General features: G+C 64.9%; 18 protein-coding genes. 9 read left to right on the top strand and 9 right to left on the bottom strand.

The genetic code is table 11. From position 1 onward, the window contains the following. Positions 1-15 precede the first annotated feature (15 nt). Positions 16-1,512 carry a CoA-acylating methylmalonate-semialdehyde dehydrogenase gene (locus tag HZZ16_RS03245; protein ID WP_197947050.1) on the bottom strand — a complete coding sequence of 499 codons (1,497 nt, stop codon included), beginning with the start codon at positions 1,510-1,512 and terminating at the stop codon, positions 16-18. 102 nt (positions 1,513-1,614) lie between these two features. On the opposite strand from HZZ16_RS03245, the gene HZZ16_RS03240 reads away from it, so the two are divergent. Further along, positions 1,615-2,523, top strand: coding sequence for a LysR family transcriptional regulator (locus tag HZZ16_RS03240; RefSeq protein WP_197947049.1), 909 nt, complete (start codon positions 1,615-1,617; stop codon positions 2,521-2,523). A gap of 136 nt (positions 2,524-2,659) precedes the next feature. On the opposite strand, the gene HZZ16_RS03235 is transcribed toward HZZ16_RS03240, so the two are convergent. Both HZZ16_RS03235 and HZZ16_RS03230 read right to left on the bottom strand, forming a co-directional pair. Beyond that, on the bottom strand, positions 2,660-3,280 hold the full coding sequence (locus tag HZZ16_RS03235) for a TetR/AcrR family transcriptional regulator (protein ID WP_197947048.1): 621 nt from the start codon (positions 3,278-3,280) through the stop codon (positions 2,660-2,662). A 69-nt stretch (positions 3,281-3,349) separates the two neighbouring features. After that, entirely contained in the window at positions 3,350-3,877 is a 528-nt protein-coding gene (locus HZZ16_RS03230) for a PaaI family thioesterase (protein WP_197947047.1), read from the bottom strand. 154 nt (positions 3,878-4,031) lie between these two features. Between HZZ16_RS03230 and HZZ16_RS03225 the strand changes: the two genes are divergently transcribed. The 4 genes from HZZ16_RS03225 to HZZ16_RS03210 all read left to right on the top strand — a co-directional run bounded on the left by HZZ16_RS03225 (position 4,032) and on the right by HZZ16_RS03210 (position 9,361). Continuing rightward, positions 4,032-4,802: an enoyl-CoA hydratase gene (locus HZZ16_RS03225; RefSeq protein WP_197947046.1), complete on the top strand. Its 771-nt coding sequence runs from the start codon at positions 4,032-4,034 to the stop codon at positions 4,800-4,802. Between the two features lie 279 nt (positions 4,803-5,081). Then, on the top strand, positions 5,082-6,278 hold the full coding sequence (locus tag HZZ16_RS03220; RefSeq protein WP_197947045.1) for an acetyl-CoA C-acyltransferase: 1,197 nt from the start codon (positions 5,082-5,084) through the stop codon (positions 6,276-6,278). Positions 6,279-6,429: 151 nt separating this feature from the next. Further along, entirely contained in the window at positions 6,430-7,719 is a 1,290-nt protein-coding gene (locus tag HZZ16_RS03215) for an MFS transporter (protein WP_197947044.1), read from the top strand. A 166-nt stretch (positions 7,720-7,885) separates the two neighbouring features. Then, positions 7,886-9,361 carry an FAD-binding oxidoreductase gene (locus tag HZZ16_RS03210; RefSeq protein ID WP_197947043.1) on the top strand — a complete coding sequence of 492 codons (1,476 nt, stop codon included), beginning with the start codon at positions 7,886-7,888 and terminating at the stop codon, positions 9,359-9,361. Positions 9,362-10,410: 1,049 nt separating this feature from the next. Here HZZ16_RS03210 and HZZ16_RS03205 read toward each other — a convergent pair. Next, positions 10,411-11,970, bottom strand: a complete 1,560-nt coding sequence (locus HZZ16_RS03205) for an acyl-CoA carboxylase subunit beta (protein ID WP_197947042.1) — start codon at positions 11,968-11,970, stop codon at positions 10,411-10,413. Continuing rightward, on the bottom strand, positions 11,900-12,874 hold the full coding sequence (locus tag HZZ16_RS03200) for an IclR family transcriptional regulator (protein ID WP_197947041.1): 975 nt from the start codon (positions 12,872-12,874) through the stop codon (positions 11,900-11,902). Before HZZ16_RS03200 ends, HZZ16_RS03205 begins: the two co-directional genes overlap by 71 nt. A 96-nt stretch (positions 12,875-12,970) precedes the next feature. Between HZZ16_RS03200 and HZZ16_RS03195 the strand changes: the two genes are divergently transcribed. The 4 genes from HZZ16_RS03195 (at position 12,971) to glsA (ending at position 18,689) form a co-directional block, all read left to right on the top strand. Beyond that, positions 12,971-13,192 carry a biotin/lipoyl-containing protein gene (locus HZZ16_RS03195; RefSeq protein ID WP_197947040.1) on the top strand — a complete coding sequence of 74 codons (222 nt, stop codon included), beginning with the start codon at positions 12,971-12,973 and terminating at the stop codon, positions 13,190-13,192. 167 nt (positions 13,193-13,359) lie between these two features. Then, a complete protein-coding gene (locus HZZ16_RS03190) occupies positions 13,360-14,526 on the top strand; it encodes a TAXI family TRAP transporter solute-binding subunit (protein ID WP_197947039.1) in 1,167 nt (388 codons plus the stop codon). A gap of 218 nt (positions 14,527-14,744) precedes the next feature. Beyond that, positions 14,745-16,820, top strand: a complete 2,076-nt coding sequence (locus HZZ16_RS03185; protein ID WP_197947038.1) for a TRAP transporter permease — start codon at positions 14,745-14,747, stop codon at positions 16,818-16,820. 21 nt (positions 16,821-16,841) lie between these two features. Further along, a complete protein-coding gene (gene glsA / locus HZZ16_RS03180; RefSeq protein ID WP_197947037.1) occupies positions 16,842-18,689 on the top strand; it encodes a glutaminase A in 1,848 nt (615 codons plus the stop codon). Positions 18,690-18,697: 8 nt separating this feature from the next. Here the strand turns inward: glsA and HZZ16_RS03175 are convergent, their stop codons facing one another. The 4 genes from HZZ16_RS03175 to HZZ16_RS03160 form a co-directional block, all read right to left on the bottom strand. Beyond that, positions 18,698-19,000: a nucleoside triphosphate pyrophosphohydrolase family protein gene (locus HZZ16_RS03175; protein WP_197947036.1), complete on the bottom strand. Its 303-nt coding sequence runs from the start codon at positions 18,998-19,000 to the stop codon at positions 18,698-18,700. Positions 19,001-19,126: 126 nt separating this feature from the next. After that, positions 19,127-19,654, bottom strand: coding sequence for a carboxymuconolactone decarboxylase family protein (locus HZZ16_RS03170; RefSeq protein ID WP_197947035.1), 528 nt, complete (start codon positions 19,652-19,654; stop codon positions 19,127-19,129). A gap of 506 nt (positions 19,655-20,160) precedes the next feature. Then, entirely contained in the window at positions 20,161-20,520 is a 360-nt protein-coding gene (locus HZZ16_RS03165) for a Zn-ribbon domain-containing OB-fold protein (protein WP_197947034.1), read from the bottom strand. Next, positions 20,517-21,653, bottom strand: coding sequence for a thiolase family protein (locus HZZ16_RS03160; RefSeq protein WP_197947033.1), 1,137 nt, complete (start codon positions 21,651-21,653; stop codon positions 20,517-20,519). Before HZZ16_RS03160 ends, HZZ16_RS03165 begins: the two co-directional genes overlap by 4 nt. Positions 21,654-21,674: the final 21 nt, after the last annotated feature.

Here is a 21,674-nt window from a genome sequence, read left to right as displayed (position 1 = left end):
CGCTCCTTAGGAGGATTACTTCATCAGCGGGATCGAGAACTCCGCACCTTCCTTGACACCTGACGGCCAGCGCGAGGTCACCGTCTTGGTCTTGGTGTAGAAGCGGACCGAGTCCGGGCCGTGCTGGTTGAGATCGCCGAAGCCCGACTTCTTCCAGCCGCCGAAGGTGTAATAGGCGATCGGCACCGGGATCGGCACGTTGATGCCGACCATGCCGACGTTGACCCTGGCCGCGAAGTCGCGCGCGGCGTCGCCGTCGCGGGTGAAGATGGCAACGCCGTTGCCGTAGTCGTGCTCGGACGGCAGCGCCAGCGCTTCCTTGTAGTCATGCGCGCGCACGACCGAGAGCACCGGGCCAAAGATCTCTTCCTTGTAGATCCGCATGTCCTTGGTGACGTTGTCGAACAGCGAACCGCCGAGATAGAAGCCGTTCTCGTAGCCCTGCATCTTGAAGCCGCGGCCGTCGACCGCCAGCGTCGCGCCTTCCTTGATGCCGATATCGATGTAGTTCTTGACCTTCTCGACCGCCTCGCGAGTCACCAGCGGACCGTAATCGGCCGACGGATCGATCGAGGTGCCGATCTTCAAGGATTCGACGCGCGGGATCAGCTTTTCCATCAGGCGGTCGGCGGTGGACTTGCCGACGGGGACGGCGACGGAGACGGCCATGCAGCGCTCGCCGGCGGAGCCGTAGCCGGCGCCGATCAGCGCGTCGACGGCCTGGTCCATGTCCGCATCCGGCATGACGATGGCGTGGTTCTTGGCGCCGCCGAAGCACTGGCAGCGCTTGCCGGTCTGGGCTGCGCGCTCATAGATGTACTGCGCGATCGGCGTCGACCCAACGAAGCCGACGGCCTTGATATCGGGATCGTCGAGGATGGCGTCGACCGCTTCCTTGTCGCCGTTGACGACGTTGAGGATGCCGGCCGGCAGGCCCGCCTCGATCATCAGCTCGGCGAGCTTCATCGGCACGCCGGGATCGCGCTCCGACGGCTTAAGGATGAAGGCGTTGCCGCAGGCGATCGCGGGGGCGAACTTCCACATCGGGATCATCGCCGGGAAGTTGAACGGCGTGATGCCGGCGACGACGCCGAGCGGCTGGCGCATGGAATAGATGTCGATGCCGGGGCCAGCGCCTTCGGTGTACTCGCCCTTCATCAGGTGCGGGATGCCGCAGGCGAACTCGACCACCTCGAGGCCGCGCTGGATGTCGCCCTTGGCGTCGGGCACGGTCTTGCCGTGCTCGCGCGCGAGCAACTCGGCGAGCTTGTCGTAGTCGCGCTGGATCAGCTCCAGGAATTTCATCATGACGCGGGCGCGGCGCTGCGGGTTGGTCGCGGCCCATTCGGGCTGTGCGGCGCGCGCGTTCTCGACGGCGGCGCGGACCTCGGCCTTCGACGCCAGCGCTACCTTGGCCTGGACGTCACCGGTCATCGGCTCGAAAACGTCGGCGGTGCGGCCAGAGGTGCCCTTGACCTCCTTGCCACCGATGAAATGTCCGATTGAACGCATGGAATGGTCTCCTTCAGGCCGAGCGTGGTCGCTTTGACAAATCCTATTGACCTGCATTTTATAGGATTCAAGTCTGAGATAATGCACCATAGATGTGCGAAAATGCTGGATCAAGGCGCTATCGATTGGGACGACTTTCGCTTCGTGCTGGCCATCGTGCGGGGCGGCTCGGTGTCGGCTGCGGCAAAACAGCTGGGCGTCGACCATGCGACCGTCATCCGCCGCGTCGACCGGCTGGAGAAGCACCTCTCGGCCAAGCTGTTTGACCGGCGCAAGACCGGCTACCTCCTCACCGAGGCGGGCCAGCGCGTCGCTGACAGCGCCGAAGCCATGGAATCGACCATCGTCGCCAATCAGGAGCAGGTCGGCGGCTCCGTGGCGCGCCTGACCGGGACGGTGCGGATCGGCGCGCCTGATGGCTTCGGCACCGCCTTCCTGGCGCCGCGGCTGGCACCGTTCGCGGACCGTTATCCCGATCTCGACCTGCAGCTTGTGGCGACCGCGCGGCTGTTCAGCCTCTCCAAGCGCGAGGCCGATATCGCCATCAGCCTGACCATGCCGAAGGAAGGTCGCATCGTCGGCCGCAAGCTGCTCGACTACCGCCTTGGACTCTACGCGGCCCCCGCCTATCTCGACCGCTTCCCGAAAATCGCCTCGCGTCAGGACCTGATGCAGCACCGCTTCGTCGGCTACATCGAGGAGCTCTTGTTCACGCCGGAGCTCGACTATCTGCCGCAGGTGTCGCCACGGATATCGGCGCGCTTTCGCAGCGCCAATCTGATCGCCCAGCTCAACGCCACGCTCTCCGGCTTCGGCATCGCGGTGCTGCCGCATTTCATGGCGAGCGATTATCCGCAGCTCGTGGCCGTGCTGCCGGAGGAGATTTCGATCACGCGAACGTTCTGGATGCTGATGCACGCCGACAGCAAGGACCTGGCGCGGATCAGGGCCGTGGCGGATTACATCTCGGAGATTGTCGAGCGCGAGCGGACGTTGTTTGCAGGACGATGAACGACGATCTGGTAGGGTGGGTTAGCCGAAGGCGTAACCCACCTCTTCCGCCTCCGCGGACGAACACAGTGGTGGGTTACGCCAAGCGAATGCGCTTCGCGCAATCGCATGGCTAACCCACCCTACGGCATCTCACCTAGTTCTGTTTCGCCTTCTTCGCAGCAGCAACCTTCGGCTCACGCTTCGCTCCCTCGAGCGCGTGGTCCCGGCCCACCTTCAGCATCTCGTCGGACAATTCGCTCGAGCCGGCGATGCGCGCCAGCAGCATGGTGCCGGCCATCGTCGCCAGCGTCGCGATCGCCTGCTTGCGTGCCGCCTTGCGCGGCATGTTCGGGATGGTGTCGGTCAGGGTCTCGATCATCTCGTCGAGCTTGCCGGCGAAGGCCTTGCGTGTCTTCGGGCTCTCGCGAGCGATCTCGGCTCCCAGCGCGGGAATCGAGCAGCCGTGCCCGGGGTTGTCGCGGTGCAGCGTGGACAGATAGCTTTCCGCGATCAGCGCCAGCCGTTTTTCGGGAGCGGCCTCACCGGTGAGCTTGCGCCAGTGTTCCATCGAACGGTCCATGGCGTAGGCAAAAGCCTCGATCACCAGCGCCTCGCGGGAATCGAAATGCGCGTAAAAGCCGCCGTGGGTCAGGCCCGCCTCCTTCATGAGGTCGGCGACGCCGATGCCGTGGGCGCCCTTCTCCCGCAGCCGCACCGAGGCCTTCTTCACGATGCGATCGTGGGTTTCCTGCTTGTGTTCCCGGGAATAGCGCATGCAGAGCTCATTGGATGTCGGAGATCATCTCATAGCACAGAAACGGACCAGTACGTGCATTAATTCACGTTAAGACATTGCGATCATGGAAAAGGTTGCCGTCGCGTGGACGGCGAGCGCACCCTTGCCGTCGCGGACGAAACCCTCGGTATAGCTGGTCTGCCGCCCGAGCTTGATGATCTTGCCCTCGGCCGAGATCAGCCCCGAGCGAACTGACAGCGGGCGCAAATAGGTCAGCTTCAGATCGAGGGTCACCGAACTTTGTCCGGCCTCGAGCCGGGTCGAGATGGCACATCCCATGGCCGTATCGAGCAGCGCCGCTGCGGTCGCGCCGTGGAGAAGACCGATGGTGTTTTCGAGATCCTCGCGCGGCTCCAGTTCCATGACGATCCGGCCCGGCTCGACCACGGCCATGGTGAAGCCGATCAGCTTGGCAAAGGGCGGCGGCGGCAGCCGGCCGTCGCGGATGCCGAGCATGGCATCCATGCCGGACAGCCCCATGGCCGCCCGCGCGACCGGCGCGGGCGCCTGCCAGTCCACCACGCGCTGGCGCCGCTGCGCGGGGGAAAACAGGTCGGGTTGATCGTCACCGGTCATGGCGGGCTCTTTAAATGATGATTGTCATACTATGCCACGGACTTCACGCTGGCAAGCCGCCTTTCCTGCCGCTTGACAAGAAGTACGTTTCGGCCCGGAAGTGATCCCGACCGGCGCGCCCCGCGCATGTCCACGAAAGCTTCGAGACTTAACGATGGAAATGCTCAACAATCATTGCGGCGTGACGCGCGATGCGCGCGGCGTCGTTCATGTCGCCATCTGCAACGCCGGCCCGCTCAACATTCTCGGCTCGCCGGTCACCGATGGCGTGCGCGAAGGCCTGCAGCAGCTCGCATCCGACCGCAGCATCCGCGTCGTGGTGCTGCGCGGACATAGCGAGAAGAGCCTGATCGGCGGGGCCGACATCAAGGAGATGGCCGGGCTCGACCAGACGTCCGCGGAGGCCTTCATCAGCCGCCTGCGCGATCTCTGCGAGGCGGTGCGCCAGTTCCCTGCCCCGGTCATCGCACGCATGCCGGGCTGGTGCCTCGGCGGCGGGCTCGAAGTGGCCGCGGCCTGCGACTTCCGCATCGCCGCCCACGATGCCCATTTCGGCATGCCGGAGGTGCGTGTCGGCATCCCCTCGGTGATCCATGCCGCGCTGTTGCCGCGCCTGATCGGCTGGGCCCGCGCGCGCTGGCTGGTGATGACGGCGGAGAACATCGATGCAGCCACTGCGCTCGCCTGGGGGCTGGTCGACAAGGTCGCGCCGGAGGGCGGGCTGGATGCGGAGATTGAGCACCTGGTGAAGGCCTTGCTCGAATGCGGCCCCGAGGCGCTGCGTTCGCAGAAGGCGTTGCTGCGACGATGGGAAGAGCTGCCTCTGACCGAGTCGGTGAATTTGAGCGTGAAAGTCTTCGGCGAGTCGTTCCTGACCGACGAGCCGACGCGGCTGATGGGCGCGTTCGTGAACCGGAAGCGGTAGGACCCAGGTTTTCGGTGCCCCGGACGCAGCGCAGCGCACCTTTGCGTTGCGCTACTGAGCCGGGGCCCATGCACCAACAAGGCCGGCGCGAATCTGGGTCCCGGCTCTGCGTCGGAACGTTGCACGTTGCGCCGGGTCCGGGACACGCACGAGCAAGTCACCGCCCCAACAATTCTCATCCGACCCACGACATTTTCTCATCCCTGTCGCGGTTGCATTTTTTGCGTCGCATCATATGATGATCATAATCTTACACGTCATCGCCAGGGAGTTCTCATCATGGCCGAAGCCGCCGATCCCGTCGTCATCGTCTCTGCCGCCCGCACCCCGCTCGGCCGCTTCATGGGCGAATTGTCGCCGCTCCCCGCCCACAAGCTCGGCTCGCACGTGATCGGGGCGGCGCTGGAGCGCGCCAAGCTGGCGCCCGAGAAGGTGGACGAGGTCTTCATGGGCTGCGTGCTGCCGGCCGGCCAAGGCCAGGCGCCGGCGCGGCAGGCGGCGCGGAGCGCCGGGCTCCCCGACGCCACCGGCGCGACCACGGTCAACAAGGTCTGCGGTTCCGGCATGAAAGCGACCATGCTGGCGCACGACATCATCCGCGCCGGCTCGGCCGACATCGTCGTCTCCGGCGGCATGGAGAGCATGAGCAACGCGCCCTACCTGCTGGCCAAGGCGCGCGGCGGCTATCGCGTCGGCCACGACCGCATCATCGACCACATGATGATGGACGGTCTGGAAGACGCCTACGAGACCGGCCGTTCCATGGGCGATTTCGGCGAGGCCACCGCGGAAGCCTATCAATTCACCCGCAAGGACCAGGACGACTATGCGATGGAGTCGCTCAGCCGTGCCCGCAAGGCGGTCGAGGGCGGCGCCTTCAAGGCCGAGATCGCGCCGATCACGCTGACGGAGAAGGCGGGACCGCGCGTGGTCGCCAATGACGAGCATCCGCTCAAGGTCGATCCCGCCAAGATCCCCGGATTGAAGCCGGCGTTCCGCGCCAACGGCACCATCACGCCGGCCGCCTCCTCCGCCAATGCCGACGGCGCCGCCGCGCTGGTTCTGACGAAGCGCTCGCTTGCTGACCGGGACGGCCTGCCTATCCTCGCCCAGATTAAGGGCCACGCCACCCACAGCCAGGAGCCGCAATGGTTCACCACGGCGCCGATCCCGGCGATCCGCAAGCTGCTGGACAAGGTCGGCTGGAGCGCGGGCGACGTCGACCTGTTCGAGATCAACGAGGCTTTCGCGGTGGTGGCGATGGCAGCGCAGCGCGATCTCGGCATTCCCCGCGACAAGCTCAACGTCAATGGCAGCGCCTGCGCGCTCGGCCATCCGATCGGCGCGACCGGCGCGCGGTTGATCGTGACGCTGCTGCATGCGCTGGAGGCGCAGAACCTCAAGCGCGGTGTCGCGGCGCTGTGCATCGGCGGCGGCGAAGCCACCGCAATCGCCGTCGAGCGGCCGGCGCGCTGATCGTCAATGTCTGAAATTGAGGGAAGTTCGACATTTCAGACTTCCCCTCTTTGTGCCAGTTTGGCAGGCGTGGCGAGCCCGCTACTGACACAGTGTTGGCAGCAAACACGCTCTAAGTAATTCCCCTCCTTTCGGTCTCCAAGGAAATTCGATGATCTCGAACTGGCTCGCGGCAACCCTCAATCGCCGCAACATCCATTACGGCTGGGTGATGGTCGGCGTGACCTTCCTTGCCGCGCTGATCAGCGCCGGCACGGTCGGCGCGCCCGGCGTGTTCATCGTTCCCCTGCAGAAGGAGTTCGGCTGGAGCACGGCGGAGATCTCCTCCGCGCTGTCGATCCGCTTCATCCTGTTCGGACTGATGGCGCCGTTCGCGGCCGCCCTGCTCAACCGTTATGGCCTGCGCAACGTCACGCTGGCCGCCCAGCTGATCGTGGTCTCGGCGCTCGTGCTTTCGCTCGCCATGACGGAAGTCTGGCAGCTCATTGCCCTGTGGGGCGTGGTGATCGGGATCGGCACCGGCATGACTGCCTTGGTGCTCGGCGCGACGATCGCCACGCGCTGGTTCGCGGCAAGACGCGGCCTCGTCGTCGGCATCATGACCGCGAGCGTCGCCACAGGCCAACTCGTGTTCCTGCCGCTGCTGGCGAGCCTTACCGAACGCTATGGCTGGCGGCTCGCACTCGGCTTCGTCTGCGTCATGCTCGGCGTCTCAGCGCTGGCGGTGCTGCTCGCGATGCGCGACCGGCCGAGCGACGTGGGCCTGCGGCCATTCGGTGACGAGGGCACCGAGCCCCTGCCCGCGCCGCCGGTGAGCCACGGCTCGATCACGGGCGTTGCGCTCGGCACGCTGCGCCACGCCTCGACATCGATGGCATTCTGGATTTTGTTCGCGACCTTCTTCGTCTGCGGCGCCTCCACCAACGGCCTCGTGCAGGTTCACCTGATCCCGATGTGCCTCGATTTCGGCATCCCTCAGGTGCAGGCGGCGAGCCTGCTGGCGGCAATGGGCATCTTCGACTTCTTCGGCACGATCATGTCGGGCTGGCTGTCGGACCGCTACGACAATCGCTGGCTCCTGTTCTGGTACTACGGTTTGCGCGGGCTCTCGCTGATCTTCCTGCCGTTCAGCGATTTCTCGTTCTACGGCCTCTCGGTCTTCGCGATGTTCTATGGCCTCGACTGGATCGCGACAGTGCCGCCGACAGTGCGGCTCACCGCGCAAAAGTTCGGTCCCGAGCGCGCCAACCTGGTATTCGGCTGGATCTTCGCCGGCCATCAGCTCGGCGCCGGCACCGCGGCGTTCGGCGCCGGGTTGTCGCGGACGGTCTACCAGAGCTACCTGCCCGCCTTCTTCATCGCCGGCGCGCTCTGCGTGTTCGCGGCCCTGATCGTGCTGGCGCTGTCGCGGCAGCCGAAACTGCAGCCGGCGGCGGCCTGAAGCCGGTTTAGTACCTGATCGTGGTGGTGACGCCGAACACCGCGGCGTCACCGATCCGCAACACGCGCTCGGCCACATTCCCATTAGACTCCTCGCGCCAAACGTGGACAATGCCCTCCGCACGTCACCGTGCGCAGTGCACACCAAGATGCGCCAGAGGAAACAAATGCCGGCTGCCCTCCCAGCGTCCCCACCCGCAATTCCGACCGCTCCCCTGACCGCCGAGATGCGCGATGCATTGCGCGCGATCGTCGGCGAGAAAGGCCTGATCGAGGACGAGCACGGCAAGCAGCCGTTCGTGACGGATTGGCGGGGATTGTTGGTCGGCAGCGCCGGGGCCGTCGTTCGCCCTGGCAGCACCGAGGAGGTCTCGAAAGTGGTCCGGCTCTGCCATGAGCATGGCGTCGCAATCGTGCCGCAGGGCGGCAACACCGGCCTAATGGGCGGGGCGACGCCCTGGCCTGCCCACACCGGCATCGTGCTGTCGCTCGGCCGCATGAACCGCGTGCTGGATGTCGATCCCGTCGGCTATTCGATGACGGTCGAAGCCGGATGCGTGTTGCAGACGCTTCAGGAGACCGCAAGCGCGCACGACCGCTTCCTGCCGCTCAGCCTCGGTGCCCAAGGCTCCTGCATGATCGGCGGCAATCTCTCCACCAACGCCGGGGGCGTGCAGGTGCTGCGCTACGGCAATGCCCGCAATCTCGTGCTGGGACTCGAAGTCGTGCTGCCGAATGGCGAGGTCTGGGACGGATTGCGCGCGCTCAAGAAGGACAACACCGGCTACGACCTCAAGCACCTGTTCATGGGCGCCGAGGGGACGCTCGGCATCATCACCAAGGCCGTGCTCAAGCTGTGGCCGGCGCCCAAGGACGTCTGCACGGCGTGGCTGGCGGTCCGCGATCCCCGCGCGGCGCTGGAAATCCTGTCCGAGGCGCACGCGGCATCCGAGGACAATGTCGGCTCCTGCGAGCTGCTGAGCCGGGCGGCCATCGACCTTTCCCTGCGTCACATTCCCGGCACGCAGGATCCGCTGAAGGCGGACACGCCCTGGTATCTGCTGCTGGAATGGTCGTCGGCGCGCCCGCACCGGGACGGGACCGAGGGCATGTCCGGCAAGATGGAGCAGTTTCTCGCCGATCAGCTCGAAGCCGGCCGCGTGCTGGATGCGGTGATCGCGCACACATTCGGTCAATCGCGCAACATGTGGCGCATCCGCGAAGCCATGGCGGAGGCTTCCCGCGCCGAGGGACCGGGAATCAGCTTCGACGTGTCGGTGGCGATCTCCAGAATCCCGGAGTTCATCGACAAGGGCCTCAAGGCCGTGCTCGACATTCTCCCGACCATCCGGCCCTATCCACTCGGGCATATCGGCGACGGCAATCTGCACTTTTCGTTCATGGGGCCGAAGGGCATGGACCAGCAAACGCTGAGCCAATACGCGGCCGCCATCACGCGCGCCGTGAACGATCTCGTCACCTCGATGGGCGGCTCGATCTCGGCGGAGCACGGCATCGGCATCGACAAGCTCGACGAGCTCAGCCACTACCGCTCCAAGACCGAGCTCGACATCATGCGCACCATCAAACGCGCGCTCGATCCGCACAACATCATGAATCCCGGCAAGGTGATCCGGCTGTGATGGCTGGGCGCCCGGCGCCAACAATTTGTTCAGCGTTGGCGGGTCGCAAAGATGTTGCGACCCGTCCGCGGTTCTAAGGGTGCTGTCCGCTGTCCTCAAGCCACCGAGCCGCCGCGCGGGTTGACAATCGTATATCCTCGCAGCGAACGCGCGTGGATTCGCGTCGCGCGCCCGCCCGAGTTGGCGTCATAGGCCATCCAGACGTCGCCTCCGAGGTGCTGCTCCAGGACGAAAACGTGTCCTCGCCGCGCAGCAACCATTCCCGGTGCGGGTGACGTCCGCGGAAAGCGGAGCCAGTTGGACGCAAGATTTAATTCCGGCACGATACGGCCGAACACGCGCAGAGCCGCGCCGCAGCCGCAGAACGAAGAAGGGCAACCAGCCGGACGGCCACCGACAATGCGAGCGCCGTGGGCACCGGAGACGGTCGATGGCGTGGTCGCGCTCGCAGTATCAGTCACTGTAAGTTGTGTCGAGCGATACGCTTGCAATGTGGGCCTGGAAATCAGCGAAGATCTGGAAGCCACTGAGGGCCTGGAAGCGCGCTCGCGTCCCGTCTGCGAATACGAGAAGTCGCAGGGCATGGTGACGTTGCATTCAGGAGCTTGATGAACGCGATAAGGGCGCGCTTCCGAAGCGACAGAACCCAAGGCAACTAAGAGGCACGCAGAAAATACTCGCTTGAACATTGCAGGACTCCAAATGAGAGACCCTGCCCCGGGCAACGAGAAACCAATAACAGTTTGGCTGAAATTGGCCTAAAGAGCGGCTGAAAATGGCTGCGATCGCGCGCCACGACTGCAAGGTCTCATATCCTGCACGTAGCGCCTGAGATGATTAACTCGCAGCGCACGAATGCTCGTGAAGCCACCTTCTCTCGTGTCCCGGACGCGCCGGCGTTGCGACGCTGAGCCGGGACCCAGGAGGCTGCGAGCACGCTGTTGCATGGGCCCCGGCTCTGCAGCGCACCGCCGCCGGACGATGCTTCGCATCTCCGGCAGCGTTGCGCTGCGTCCGGGGCACGAGCGTCATGGCTTGGCACAAGGATGCTACGGCCTGATCGAAAAGTTCTCCGGCGGCCCCGCTTTGCGCAGCGGCTCCGCCAGCCGGGCGAACTCGCACAGAAGCGATCGCGTCTTTCTGGGATCGATGATCTCCTCGACCCAGAACTTTTCGGCCGAGCGGAACGGCGAGCGGAGCTTGTTGAGCCGCTCCTCGATCTCCTTCAGCTTCGCCGCCTTGTCTTCCGCCGCGTCGATGTCGGCGCGGTAGGCGGCTTCGATGCCGCCTTCGAGCGGCAGCGAGCCCCAATAAGCCGACGGCCAGGCATAGCGGATCGAGAAGCGATCGGCCGGCTGATGCACGACACCGGCGACACCGAAAGCGTTGCGCAGGATCACGGTGCACCAGGGCACGGTGGTCTGGTTAACCGCCGCCATGGCACGCACGCCGTGGCGGATGGTGGCCGCCTTCTCCGCATCGAGGCCGATCATGAAGCCGGGGCAGTCCATGAGATAGACGACCGGCAGGTGGAAGGTCTCGGCGAAGTCGACCCAGCGCACCACCTTCTGGCAGGCATCCGCGGTCCAGGATCCGCCATAGTGGAAGCTGTCGCTGGCGAGCAGCAGCACCGCCCTGCCCTCGAGCCGCGCGAGGCCGACAATGATCGGCTTGCCGAAGTTCTTGGCGACCTCGAAGAACGAGCCCTTGTCGACGACGGACTCGATGATGGGCCGCATCTTGTAGACCTGCTTGCGGTTGCGCGGCACTGCGTTCATCAGCGCTTCGTCGCTGCGCTCGGGGCTGTCCGTGCAGGGCAAGGTCGGCGGCAGCTCGTAGACCGACGACGGCAGGTAGGAAAGGAAGCGCCGCGCGCAGGCGAAGGCCTCCTCCTCGGTATCGACGGCATGATCCACCGCGCCGGCGCGGGTCTGGATCTCGGCGCCGCCAAGCTCCTCCTTGGTGAGATCCTGCCCCAGCGCCTTCACCACCGGCGGACCCGCGACGAACATCGCGGACTTCCGCGTCATGATCGAATAGTGGCTGGCGGCAAGACGCGCGGCGCCGAGGCCCGCCACCGAGCCGAGACCGAGCGCGACCACCGGCACGCGCGACAGGTTCTCCGTCGTGAAGCGATACCAGCGCGTGCCGCCGATGCCGCCGGGCAGATTGGCCGCGCCCTTGGTCTCGATGGTCTTGACCGAACCGCCGCCGCCGGAGCCTTCGATGATGCGGACGATCGGCAGACGGAAATCATGCGCCATCTCCTCCGCCATCAGCGGCTTGGCCGAGATCGACGCATCCGCCGAGCCGCCGCGCACGGTGAAATCGTCACCGACCACGACCACGGTGCGGCCGTCGACGCGCGCGCGGCCGAACACGCAATTGGCCGGCGTGAGCTTCTTCAGATCGCCGCTGGAATCGTACTCGCCGATGCCGGAGACGGCACCGATCTCGTGAAAGCTGCCTTTGTCGATCAGCTTATCGATGCGCTCCCGAACAGTCAGCCGGCCCTGGTCATGCTGTCGCTTGACCTTGTCAACGCCGCCCATCTCCCGCGCGAAGGCTTCGCGCCGGGCGAGCTCGTCGAGTTCCGGCTTCCAGTTCATTCACTCCCTCCGAATGGATCGGCTTGTTATTGTTGTGCACGGCCATGGCGACCGGCTTACGCGAGATACGGTTGTTGAAGGCGTCGCCTTCCGCGCCTTCCATCAGGCTGCCGAGCGAGCGGCCAAGCTGGAGCATCAGCGGTGCGACCTCGTCGTGCAGACGCTGCTCGTCATACATCGCCGACAGAAGGCCGATCGTGATGACGACGAAGGTCTGGTACTGCGGCGACCAGATCGGCACCGCGAGGCCGTTGATGTGCGGGCTCCAGAGGCCGCAGGCAACGACATAGCCGCGCTCGCGCAGCATCTGCCGGTTGGCTTCGATGCGGGGCTTGAGAATCTTCGCAGCCTCGGGCACCTCGCGCTCCATGTCTGCGATGAAGGCATCGCCGATCTCGGGCGCAAGCGCCGCGGTGTAGGCCGCGCCTGCCGCGGTCGAGGCCATCGAGATGCGGCTGCCGGTGCCCTCGTGCAAGCCGAGCGCGGTCGGCGAACGCGCGAACTGGAGGTAGACGAGATGGAAGCGGTCGGGGACGACGAAGCCGACCGTGCCCGGCAGCTGTTCGGCGACTTCCTGCAGCCGCTGGCGAATCATGCTGCGCAGCTGCGCGCCCTTCATCATCGAAGCGCTCATCGCCACCGCGCTCGGGCCAATGCGATACTTTTGATCGCGCGGAAGATACACGAGCTGGCCCATGCGGGTCAGCGTATGTGTGAGCCGCGATACCGTCGAGCGCGGCAAACCGCAGCGATTTGAAATCTCGAGATTGCCGAGTCGCGCCTCGTGGCCCTCGAAGCATCGCAGCACGTCGAACGCGCGCGACACCACCTGGATCACATCACCCTCACCAGCTTCGCCAGCGAGCGCACCTTGCCTACTCAACCGCTCCGAACGTCGTCCCATGATCCCTACCGTTTGTGTTCCGCTCTGCGGAATTAAATTCCACTTGCAGACGACGCTACCTCAGGCATTTTGCGGCGACAACAAAAAGGCGATGGCATGCCAGAAATTAAGATCGTCACCGAGGTCGCGGGACGCATCTGCGCAACTCCCGTGCAAGTTGGAGGAACCGTCGCGGATGGCGATGACGTTGTGGTGGTCGAAGCGATGAAGATGGAGATCCCAGTGCCCTCGCCCGCGAACGGCACGATTACATCGCTTCTGGTGAAGGTCGACGACGTCGTTGCCGAGGGACAGGCAATCGCGATTGTCGCGAACTAACTGCGTTGTCCGGTCGTTTCCGCGACAATGTGTCAGTCGCATTCCCGCCCGGGCGGGTACGGCGTTGCCATCGCTTGATCGCGGTGACATGATCGGTTTCAAACAAAACGTTGTTTCAAACAAAGAATGAAAATCTTCGCGTCAAGCGAGGATCATTGGAGGGAAACATGCTTCGTGGGCTGCTCGTGCTCGCGCCTGCTCTGGTGGCGGGCATTTCTTTTGCGTCTACACGCTATTCGTTCGCCGAAGACATCAAGCTGCCGGCGACATTGACCTTCACCGCCTATGACACCGGCACCGCCGGATTCAACATCGCGGTCGGCGTCGGCAAGATGATGAAGGACAAATACGGCACCGACGTGCGCGTGCTGCCCGCAGGCAACGACGTCGCGCGCCTCGCGCCGCTTCGCGCCAAGCGCGCGGCTTCCGCAGCGATGGGATCGGGCACCTACTTCGCGCAGGAAGGCGTGTTCGAGTTCGGCTCGAAGGAATGGGGTCCGCAAGCACTGCAGATCCTGCTCTCGTCCGTCGACTGCAATTGCGGTTCGCTCGCGGTCGCCGCCGACACCGGCGTGAAGGAGCTGAAGGACCTCAAGGGCAAGCGCGTCGGCTTCGTGGTCGGCTCGCCCGCGCTGAACCAGAACTCGCTCGCGGTGCTCGCTTTCGCCGGGCTGACCAAGAACGACGTCAAGGCCGTCGAGTTCGCAAGCTACGGCGCGATGTGGAAAGGCCTGATCAACAACGACGTCGATGCCGCCTTCGGCACCACCATCACCGGCCCCGCAAAGGAGGCCGAGACTTCGCCGCGCGGCCTGATCTGGCCGCCGCTGCCCGCCAAGGACAAGGAAGGCTGGGCGCGGATGCAGAAGGTCGGCTCGTTCTTCTTTCCGCAGCTTGCGACCTGCGGCGCCGGCATCTCGCCGGAGAAGCCGGTCGAGCTCGGCAATTATCCCTACCCGATCTTCGTCGCCTACGCCTCGCAACCGGCCGACCAGGTCTACGCCATCACCAAGGCGATGATCGTCAATTACGACGCCTACAAGGATTCCGCGCCCGGCGCCGGCGGGCTTGCGGCCGACCGCCAGACCAAGAACTGGGTGGTGCCGGTGCATCCCGGCGCGGTGAAGGCGCTGAAAGAGGCCGGGCACTGGAGCGATGCGCAGGAGGCGCACAACAATCAGCTGATCAAGCGCCAGGAGGTGCTGGCGGCCGCGTGGACGGAGTACGGCAAGTCCAATCCGCCGTCGGACGACAAGGCGTTCCTCGATGGCTGGATGAAGGCGCGCGCCGCGGCGCTGGCGAAAGCCGGCATGCCGAACGGGTTCGAGGAATAGTCTTGGTGAGGGCATTGATCGTCGCCACGAGGGAGCTGCGCCCCCTCTCCCGCTTGCGGGAGAGGGTTGGGGAGAGGTTGTCTCCGCGGAGGGACTCCCCGAGAGGAGAAAACCCTCACCCGCGCCTTCGGCGCGACCTCTCCCGCAAGCGGGAGAGGTTTGGTCGCCCGCGGCCCGACCGCTTCAAACCACTGCCATTCGCCTAACGCACTGGGTCGATGATGTCTTCTTCCACCACCACCGCCCCGCACGACGAGCCCAAGCGGATCGTGTTCGACGATCCGCATGGCGCGGTCGGCAACTTGCAGGAGGCGGAGGTGACGCGCGTGCGCACGTTGCGTGGCGCCTGGCGCTGGACGCTGATTGTTGCGACCGCCGCAACGATCCTGCTCTGCATCAATCAGCAATTCTCGCTGCGCTTCTTCGTCGGCTACACCCAGCTCAACACGGAATATTTCTATCTCCTGATCGCGTTGATGCTGCCGTTCACGTTCCTGATCTTTCCGGGCGCCGAACGCGCGCCACTCGACCGCGTTCCCTGGTATGACCTCGTCTTGTTCGTCGTGACCTTCGCGGCGGCGCTCATGCTGATGGTTAACGTGCGCAAGGCGGCGGAGGCAGGCTGGGAATTCGGCGGCGCGCCCAACACGGTGATCGCCGCAGGCCTCGTAATGTGGCTGATGCTGATGGAAGCGCTGCGTCGCACCGGCGGCTGGAGCCTGCTCTTGAGCGTGCTGCCCTTCACCGTCTATCCGCTGTTCGCCGAAGCCCGCTGGCTCGGACCGTTCCGCGGCACGCAATCGACGCTCGAGCAGGCGACCGCCTATCATGTGCTCTCCGGCGAGAGCCTGCTCGGCATTCCCATCCAGGCCTTCGCCGACACCGTGATCGGCTTTTTGGTGTTCGGCACTGCGCTGATGATGACGGGCGCCGGAAAATTCTTCATCAACCTCGCCTTCGCGCTGTGCGGCACCTTCCGCGGCGGCGCGGCAAAAGTCTGCATCTTTGCCAGCGGCCTGCTCGGCATGATGTCCGGCTCGATCATCTCCAACGTGCTCACCGCCGGCACCATGACCATCCCGGTGATGAAGAAGAGCGGCTTCCGCGCGTCCTATGCCGCCGCGATCGAGGCCTGCGCCTCGACCGGCGCGGTGCTGGCGCCGCCGGTGATGGGCGCGACCGCCTTCGTCATCGCGCAATTCCTCAACGTCAGCTACGCCGACGTCGCGGTCGCGGCGATCATTCCCGCAGTGCTCTACTATGTCGGGCTATTCATGCAGGTCGATGCCTATGCCGCGCGCCACAAGCTGAAGGGCATTCCGCGCGCCGAGCTGCCGCGGCTCATGGATACGATCAAGGACGGCTGGTACTACGTCTTCGTCATCGCGCTCCTGATCGTGATGCTGCTCTACTTCAAGCGCGAGAGCCACGCGCCGTTCTACGCCACCGCGCTGCTGCTCGTGCTCAACCAGTTCTTCTCCAAGGACACGCGCTGGACGTTCGCGACGATCGGCAAGTTCCTGGAGGTCAACGGCCGCACCTTCGTCGAGCTGGTCGGCATCCTCGCCGGCTGCGGCCTCTTGATCGGCGCGTTCTCGATGACGGGCGTGGTGTCGAGCCTTGCCAACGACCTCCTGCACATCGCCGGCGACAACGCCTTCCTGCTGCTCGGCATGTGCGCGCTCACCAGCCTCATTCTCGGCCTCGGCCTGACGACGACGGCCTGCTACATCTTCCTCGCCATCCTGGTCGCGCCCGCGCTGGAGAAGCTCGGGCTCAATCGCATGGCCGTGCACATGTTCATCTTCTACTGGGGCATGCTGTCGTCGATCACCCCGCCGGTCGCGATTGCGTCATTCGCGGCCGCCGGCATCGCCGGATCGCCGGCAATGAAGACCGGCTGGGAATCGATGTGGGTCGGCAGCATCATCTATTTCCTGCCGTTCTTCTTCGTGCTCAATCCGGCGCTGGTGCTGCAGGGCCCGAGCCCCTATCTCGCCGGTCTCGGCCTGATGGGCCTCGCCGCCTTCGGCACGCTCTTCATCTGCGGCGGCATCCAGGGCTACCAGCCGTTCGTCGGCGACTTGCGCGGCACAGGCAGCCTGCAATGGCCCATTCGCGTGCTGCTCGTGATCGGCGGCTTCGTGGTGGCGACCCCGGGCGGCGGCATCATGCCGCTGTCGCAGATGCAGGTGACGTTGCTCGGCCTTGGCATCCTGCTGCCGACAATTCTGGTCGCGTTTCTCCTGGTCCGGCGCCAGCCTGTGATGCCGGACGGGTTGCGCGTACCCTGATTGCGTTGCACAAGGGAGGCGATGAAACCGCTCTCGCCTCTCGCCACCGCTTGGACCCGCTCGAAGCCACCCTTGCTGCGGTTTCTGGACAATTGTCTCAGCGAATTCTCCGCCGAGACGTCGGGCCATGTCGCCGATTACATTCCCGAACTCGGCAAGGCCGACCCCGCCTATTTCGGCATCAGCCTGGCGACGCTGGACGGCCACGTCTATGAAGTCGGCGACTCCAGGGTGCCCTTCACCATCCAGTCGATGTCGAAACCCTTCGTGTTTGCGCTGGCGCTGGACCTGCTCGGCGCCGGCAAGGTCGAAGGCGCGATCGGCGTCGAGCCCTCCGGCGATCCCTTCAACTCGATCCGGCTCAATTCCGAGAACCATCCGTTCAACCCGATGGTCAATGCCGGGGCGATCGCCTGCACCGGGCTGATCTACGACAGCAAGGGCGCGGAGGCGTTCGAGCAAATCCGCCTTGCGCTCAGCCGTTTTGCGGGACGCGATCTTTCTGTCGACGAGGCCGTGTATGCTTCCGAAAGCCAGACCGGCGACCGCAACCGCGCCATCGGCTATCTCTTGAAGACCAACGCGGTCATCTCGGACAACGTCGCCGGCGTGCTCGACGTCTATTTCCGGCAATGCGCCGTGCTGGTGACCGCGCGCGACATCGCGGTGATGGCGGCGACGCTCGCCAATCGCGGCATCAATCCGGTCACCGGCGAGCAGGTGCTGAGCGCTTACGCGATCTCGCGCACGCTGTCGGTGATGACGTCCTCGGGCATGTACGACTATGCGGGCGAGTGGATCTACCGCATCGGCATCCCCGCCAAGAGCGGCGTCGGCGGCGGCATCCTGGCCGCGCTCCCTGCCCGCCTCGGGCTCGGCAGCTATTCGCCAAAGCTCGACAAGCACGGCAGCAGCGTGCGCGGCATCAAGGTCTGCGAGGCGCTGTCCTCGCATTACGACCTGCACATGCTCAACCGCAGCGACGACGCGCGCAACGTGGTCATCGCCGACTACGACATCGGCAAGAGCCCGTCGCGCCGCGTGCGCCGCCCGCAGGAGCGCGAGATCCTCGCCGCGCACGAGCAGGAGGTGCGCATCATCGAGCTGGTCGGCACGCTGTCGCTGTCGGCGGTGGATTACATCTCGCGCCGGCTGGCGGGACGAATGCGGCCGCAATTCGTGATCTTCGATCTCCACCGCGTGACCTCGACCACGCGGGCCGGCGCGCGGCTTGTGGCGGAAGCCTTCGAGGAGCTTGCGGCACTGAACGTGACCGTCGTGCTGTCAGGCGTCAGGCGCGCGTCCAAGGAATGGAACAGCTTGCGCGAATGGACCGCCGAGCTGAAGAACGTCCGCGACTTCTATCTGCTCGATACCGCGATCGAATGGGCCGAAGACCAGATCGTGTATCGCTACGGCGGCTCGATCGATTTTCACGAGACCACCGAGCTTGCCGAGCAGCCGCTGCTGACCGGACTGAGCGAGGAAGAGCTGACGGATCTCGCCTCGCTCTGCACCATCAGGACCTATCAATCCGGCGCGAAGATCCTCGCGGCCGGCGATCCCGCCGATGCCCTGTACTTCCTGCGCAGCGGCGCGGTGCACGTTACCCTGCCCGACGGCGTCAGGCTGGCGACGCTCACCGCCGGCATGGCGTTCGGCGAGATGGCGTTGCTGGAACAGACCCGCTCCGCCGACGTCTTCGCCGACATGGCAGCGACAGCCTGCGAGGTGCCGCTGAAGGATTTCGAGCGCTTCCGCAAGCAGCACCCCCGCGCCAGCGAATGCATCATGCGGAACCTGGCCCAGCTCCTGGCCGATCGCCTGATCGTTGCCAACGCCAAGGTGGATATTCTGACCTCAACGTGAGCCGCGGCCTACCGGCTCGCCGCTTCGCTGATGCGTCGCCTGATCTTGGCGGCACTGGCATCGAGCAGCGCAGATGGCCGCTGGCCGGTGGCGGCGCACAGGCAGGCCCAGTAGTAGACGACATCGCCGAGCTCTTCGACGAGACCCGCCTTATCGAGCCAATCGTCGCGCAAGAGCTTCTTGATGTGCTCGGCGACTTCGCCGGCCTCGCCGGCAAGGCCAAGGCCGAGATAGGACAGCCGCTCGTTGGACGGATGCTCTTCGACTTTCGCAATGGTTGCGGCCCAGGCCGCATATTCGTCGATCGTCATCGGCATCCCTCGCGCTTGCGTCTAGCGCTTCCGGTTCTGATTGAATCAGAACCGAAGCTCTAGATTCTTGTTTTGATGCGTTTTCTTCACGCGAACCGGTGCCCACTTCGCTCGAAAACGCTTTAGTCAGCCCACCACTTCGGTGACGGGCTGAAGATCGATCTCGAAAGTCTCCAGGAACTTCGAGGTCATGATGTAGAAGCCGACCGAGAGCTGGAGCTCGACCAGCGCGGACGGCGTCAGCTTCGATGCGATCGCCTTGAAGGTCGCATCCGTCGGCTTCTTCAGCTTCACGATCTCGTCGGTGAAGGCGAGCGCGGCGCGCTGCACCTCGTTGAAGCAGGATGCGGCCTGCCAGTTCTCGAGCGCCTCGTTCTGCTCGTCGGTGACGCCGACATTCTTGCCGATGCGCTTGTGCGCGACGATCTCATAGGGGGCCTCGCACAGGATGCCGGTGCGGGTGATCGCAAGCTCGCGCACGACAGGATCGAGCTCGCCCTTGTGCCTGATCGCGCCGCCTAGGCGGCAATATTGCTCAAAGTAACTCGGCGAATGCGCCATCATCCGGAAGATGTTGGCATGACGGTTCTTGTCGAGGATTTCGCGGGTGCGGTCGGATGCCTTGGACGGGTCGCTGTACTGAATGCGGGCCATGATTTTATTGAGGTTTTCCCTGATCTTTTGATGCTTCTTGTCGCGATCGGCGCGGGTTTCCGATGACTCTATTCGCGCGGGGACGCAGGAGCAACATCATCGAGTCAAATTGCCGCCGCATTGCTGATCGACCCTGACACAGTCGATATTCGCCGCGGGGGGACAAATCGCGGCGGATACTCGCAAGGGGTGTTCCGAGTAAAACATAATTGGCCGTCGTGTGCGCTCACCACGCAACGATGAGTCACGCCCAAGTCTAGGGAGAAAAAGGCATGAAGGAAGCCACCAAGGGGGCTGCCTCGGGAGCGTTCGCGCATATGCTGGCGGTGACGGCGATGCTCGTCATCGCCAGCATCTTGTTCTACGGGCGTTGAGTTCGGCGTTTGAGGAGTTTTCGTCATTCCGGGGTGGCTCTCGCACAAGCCAAGCCCAGAATTCCCGTTCCAGGCTCGGTCACATGACCGCCCCCGAATGACGGATCCCTCTCCTCGGTCCCCCCGTCTACACTATCTGGCTTTGGCGAAGAACGGCACGAGCTTGCCGGCGAACGGCTTGAAGCTCGCGACCACCGAATCACCGATGGCGAGGTCATTCTCGCCATGGGCCATCATGCGAAAACCCTCGGCGCAATCGACCAGCAGGATCGTATAGGGCACGTGCGCGCGCGTCTCGGGCGTTGCGGCGCGGCAAACAAGCGAGGTCGCATACACGCTGCCCTTGCCGCTGGCGCGCTGCTCGCGCGGGCCGGATGCACCGCAGGCCGAGCAGAAGGCGCGGTGAAAATACTGCACATGGCCGCAGGCGGCGCAGGTCTGGTAGGTGATGGCCTCTTCACCCTGGGTCCAGTCCGCCAGTCGCTCGGTCATCTGACCCGCTCCAGGAACATGCTGACGTGAGACGACAGCACGCCGCCGTCGCCATGCAGCAGCGCAATCGAGGCGTCGCGCACCTGGCGGTTCGCCGCCCGCCCCGTCATCTGCACATGCGCCTCGACCAGATGCGCCATGGCCCCGCCGACACCGCAATGGCCGTAGCTGAGCAGGCCGCCATGGGTGTTTAGCGGCATCGCGCCGCCACGGTTGAAATGGCCGGCTCGCACGCGCGCGGCCGCCTCGCCGCGGCCGGCCAGCCCGAGGTCTTCCAGCAGCATCGCAAGCGTGATCGTAAAACTGTCATAGATCGCAGCATAGCGCACGTCAGAAATCGCGAGACCCGTGGCCGCCTTCGCGCGGGCGATGGAGATCTCGGCCCCGAGCTCGCTGAGCGCGGGCGCTGCCGTGACATGCTGATGCGTGTGGGCCTGGGCGCAACCGCGGATGCGCACGCCCGCTTCCCCGGTCCGCTCGCGGCTGACGACGAACGCCGCGCCGCCGTCGGAGACCGGGCAGCAATCGAGCAGCTTGAGCGGCATCGCCACTGGCTTGGAGGCCATGACATCGGCGACCGCAATGGGATCGTGAAATTGCGCACCGGGATGGCTGCAGGCGTGGGCCCGCATCAGTACCGCGAACTCGGCGAGGTCCTCTTCGGTCACGCCATATTCGTGCATGTATCTGCTGGCGACGAGGCCGTAATAAGCGGGAATGGTCGGGCCGAGCGGCACCTCGTAATCGGGATGACCGACCTGCGCCAGCGCCTGGATCGAGGCATCGCGGCTCTGGCCGGTGAGCCGGTTCTCGCCGGCGACGACGAGCACGTGTTTTGCGACGCCGGCTTCCACGAGATGATGTGCGAGCATGGTCATGGCGAGGCCCGTAGCGCCGCCGACCTGAACGGCATGGGCGTAAGACGGGCAGATGCCAAAATGCTCGGCGAAGACGGTGGCGAGCATGATGTGCGGGAAGACGGTGGAATAGCCGCAGAGGATGCCGTCGATGTCGGTGCGCTCGAGGCCGGCATCGTCCAGCGCGGCTTGCGCCGCTTGGCTCATCAGGTCGAGCGAAGAGGAGCCCTCGTGCTTGCCGAAAGATGTGAGGCCGACGCCGGTGATGAAGCTCATGGCGCGCCCCCGCTGTCATTC

The organism is Bradyrhizobium glycinis (assembly GCF_016031655.1).
In the GTDB taxonomy this organism is placed as follows: Bacteria; Pseudomonadota; Alphaproteobacteria; order Rhizobiales; family Xanthobacteraceae; genus Bradyrhizobium; species Bradyrhizobium glycinis.
The sequence above is the reverse complement of the archived record's forward strand: the minus strand, read 5'-3'. Positions and strand labels throughout refer to the sequence as shown.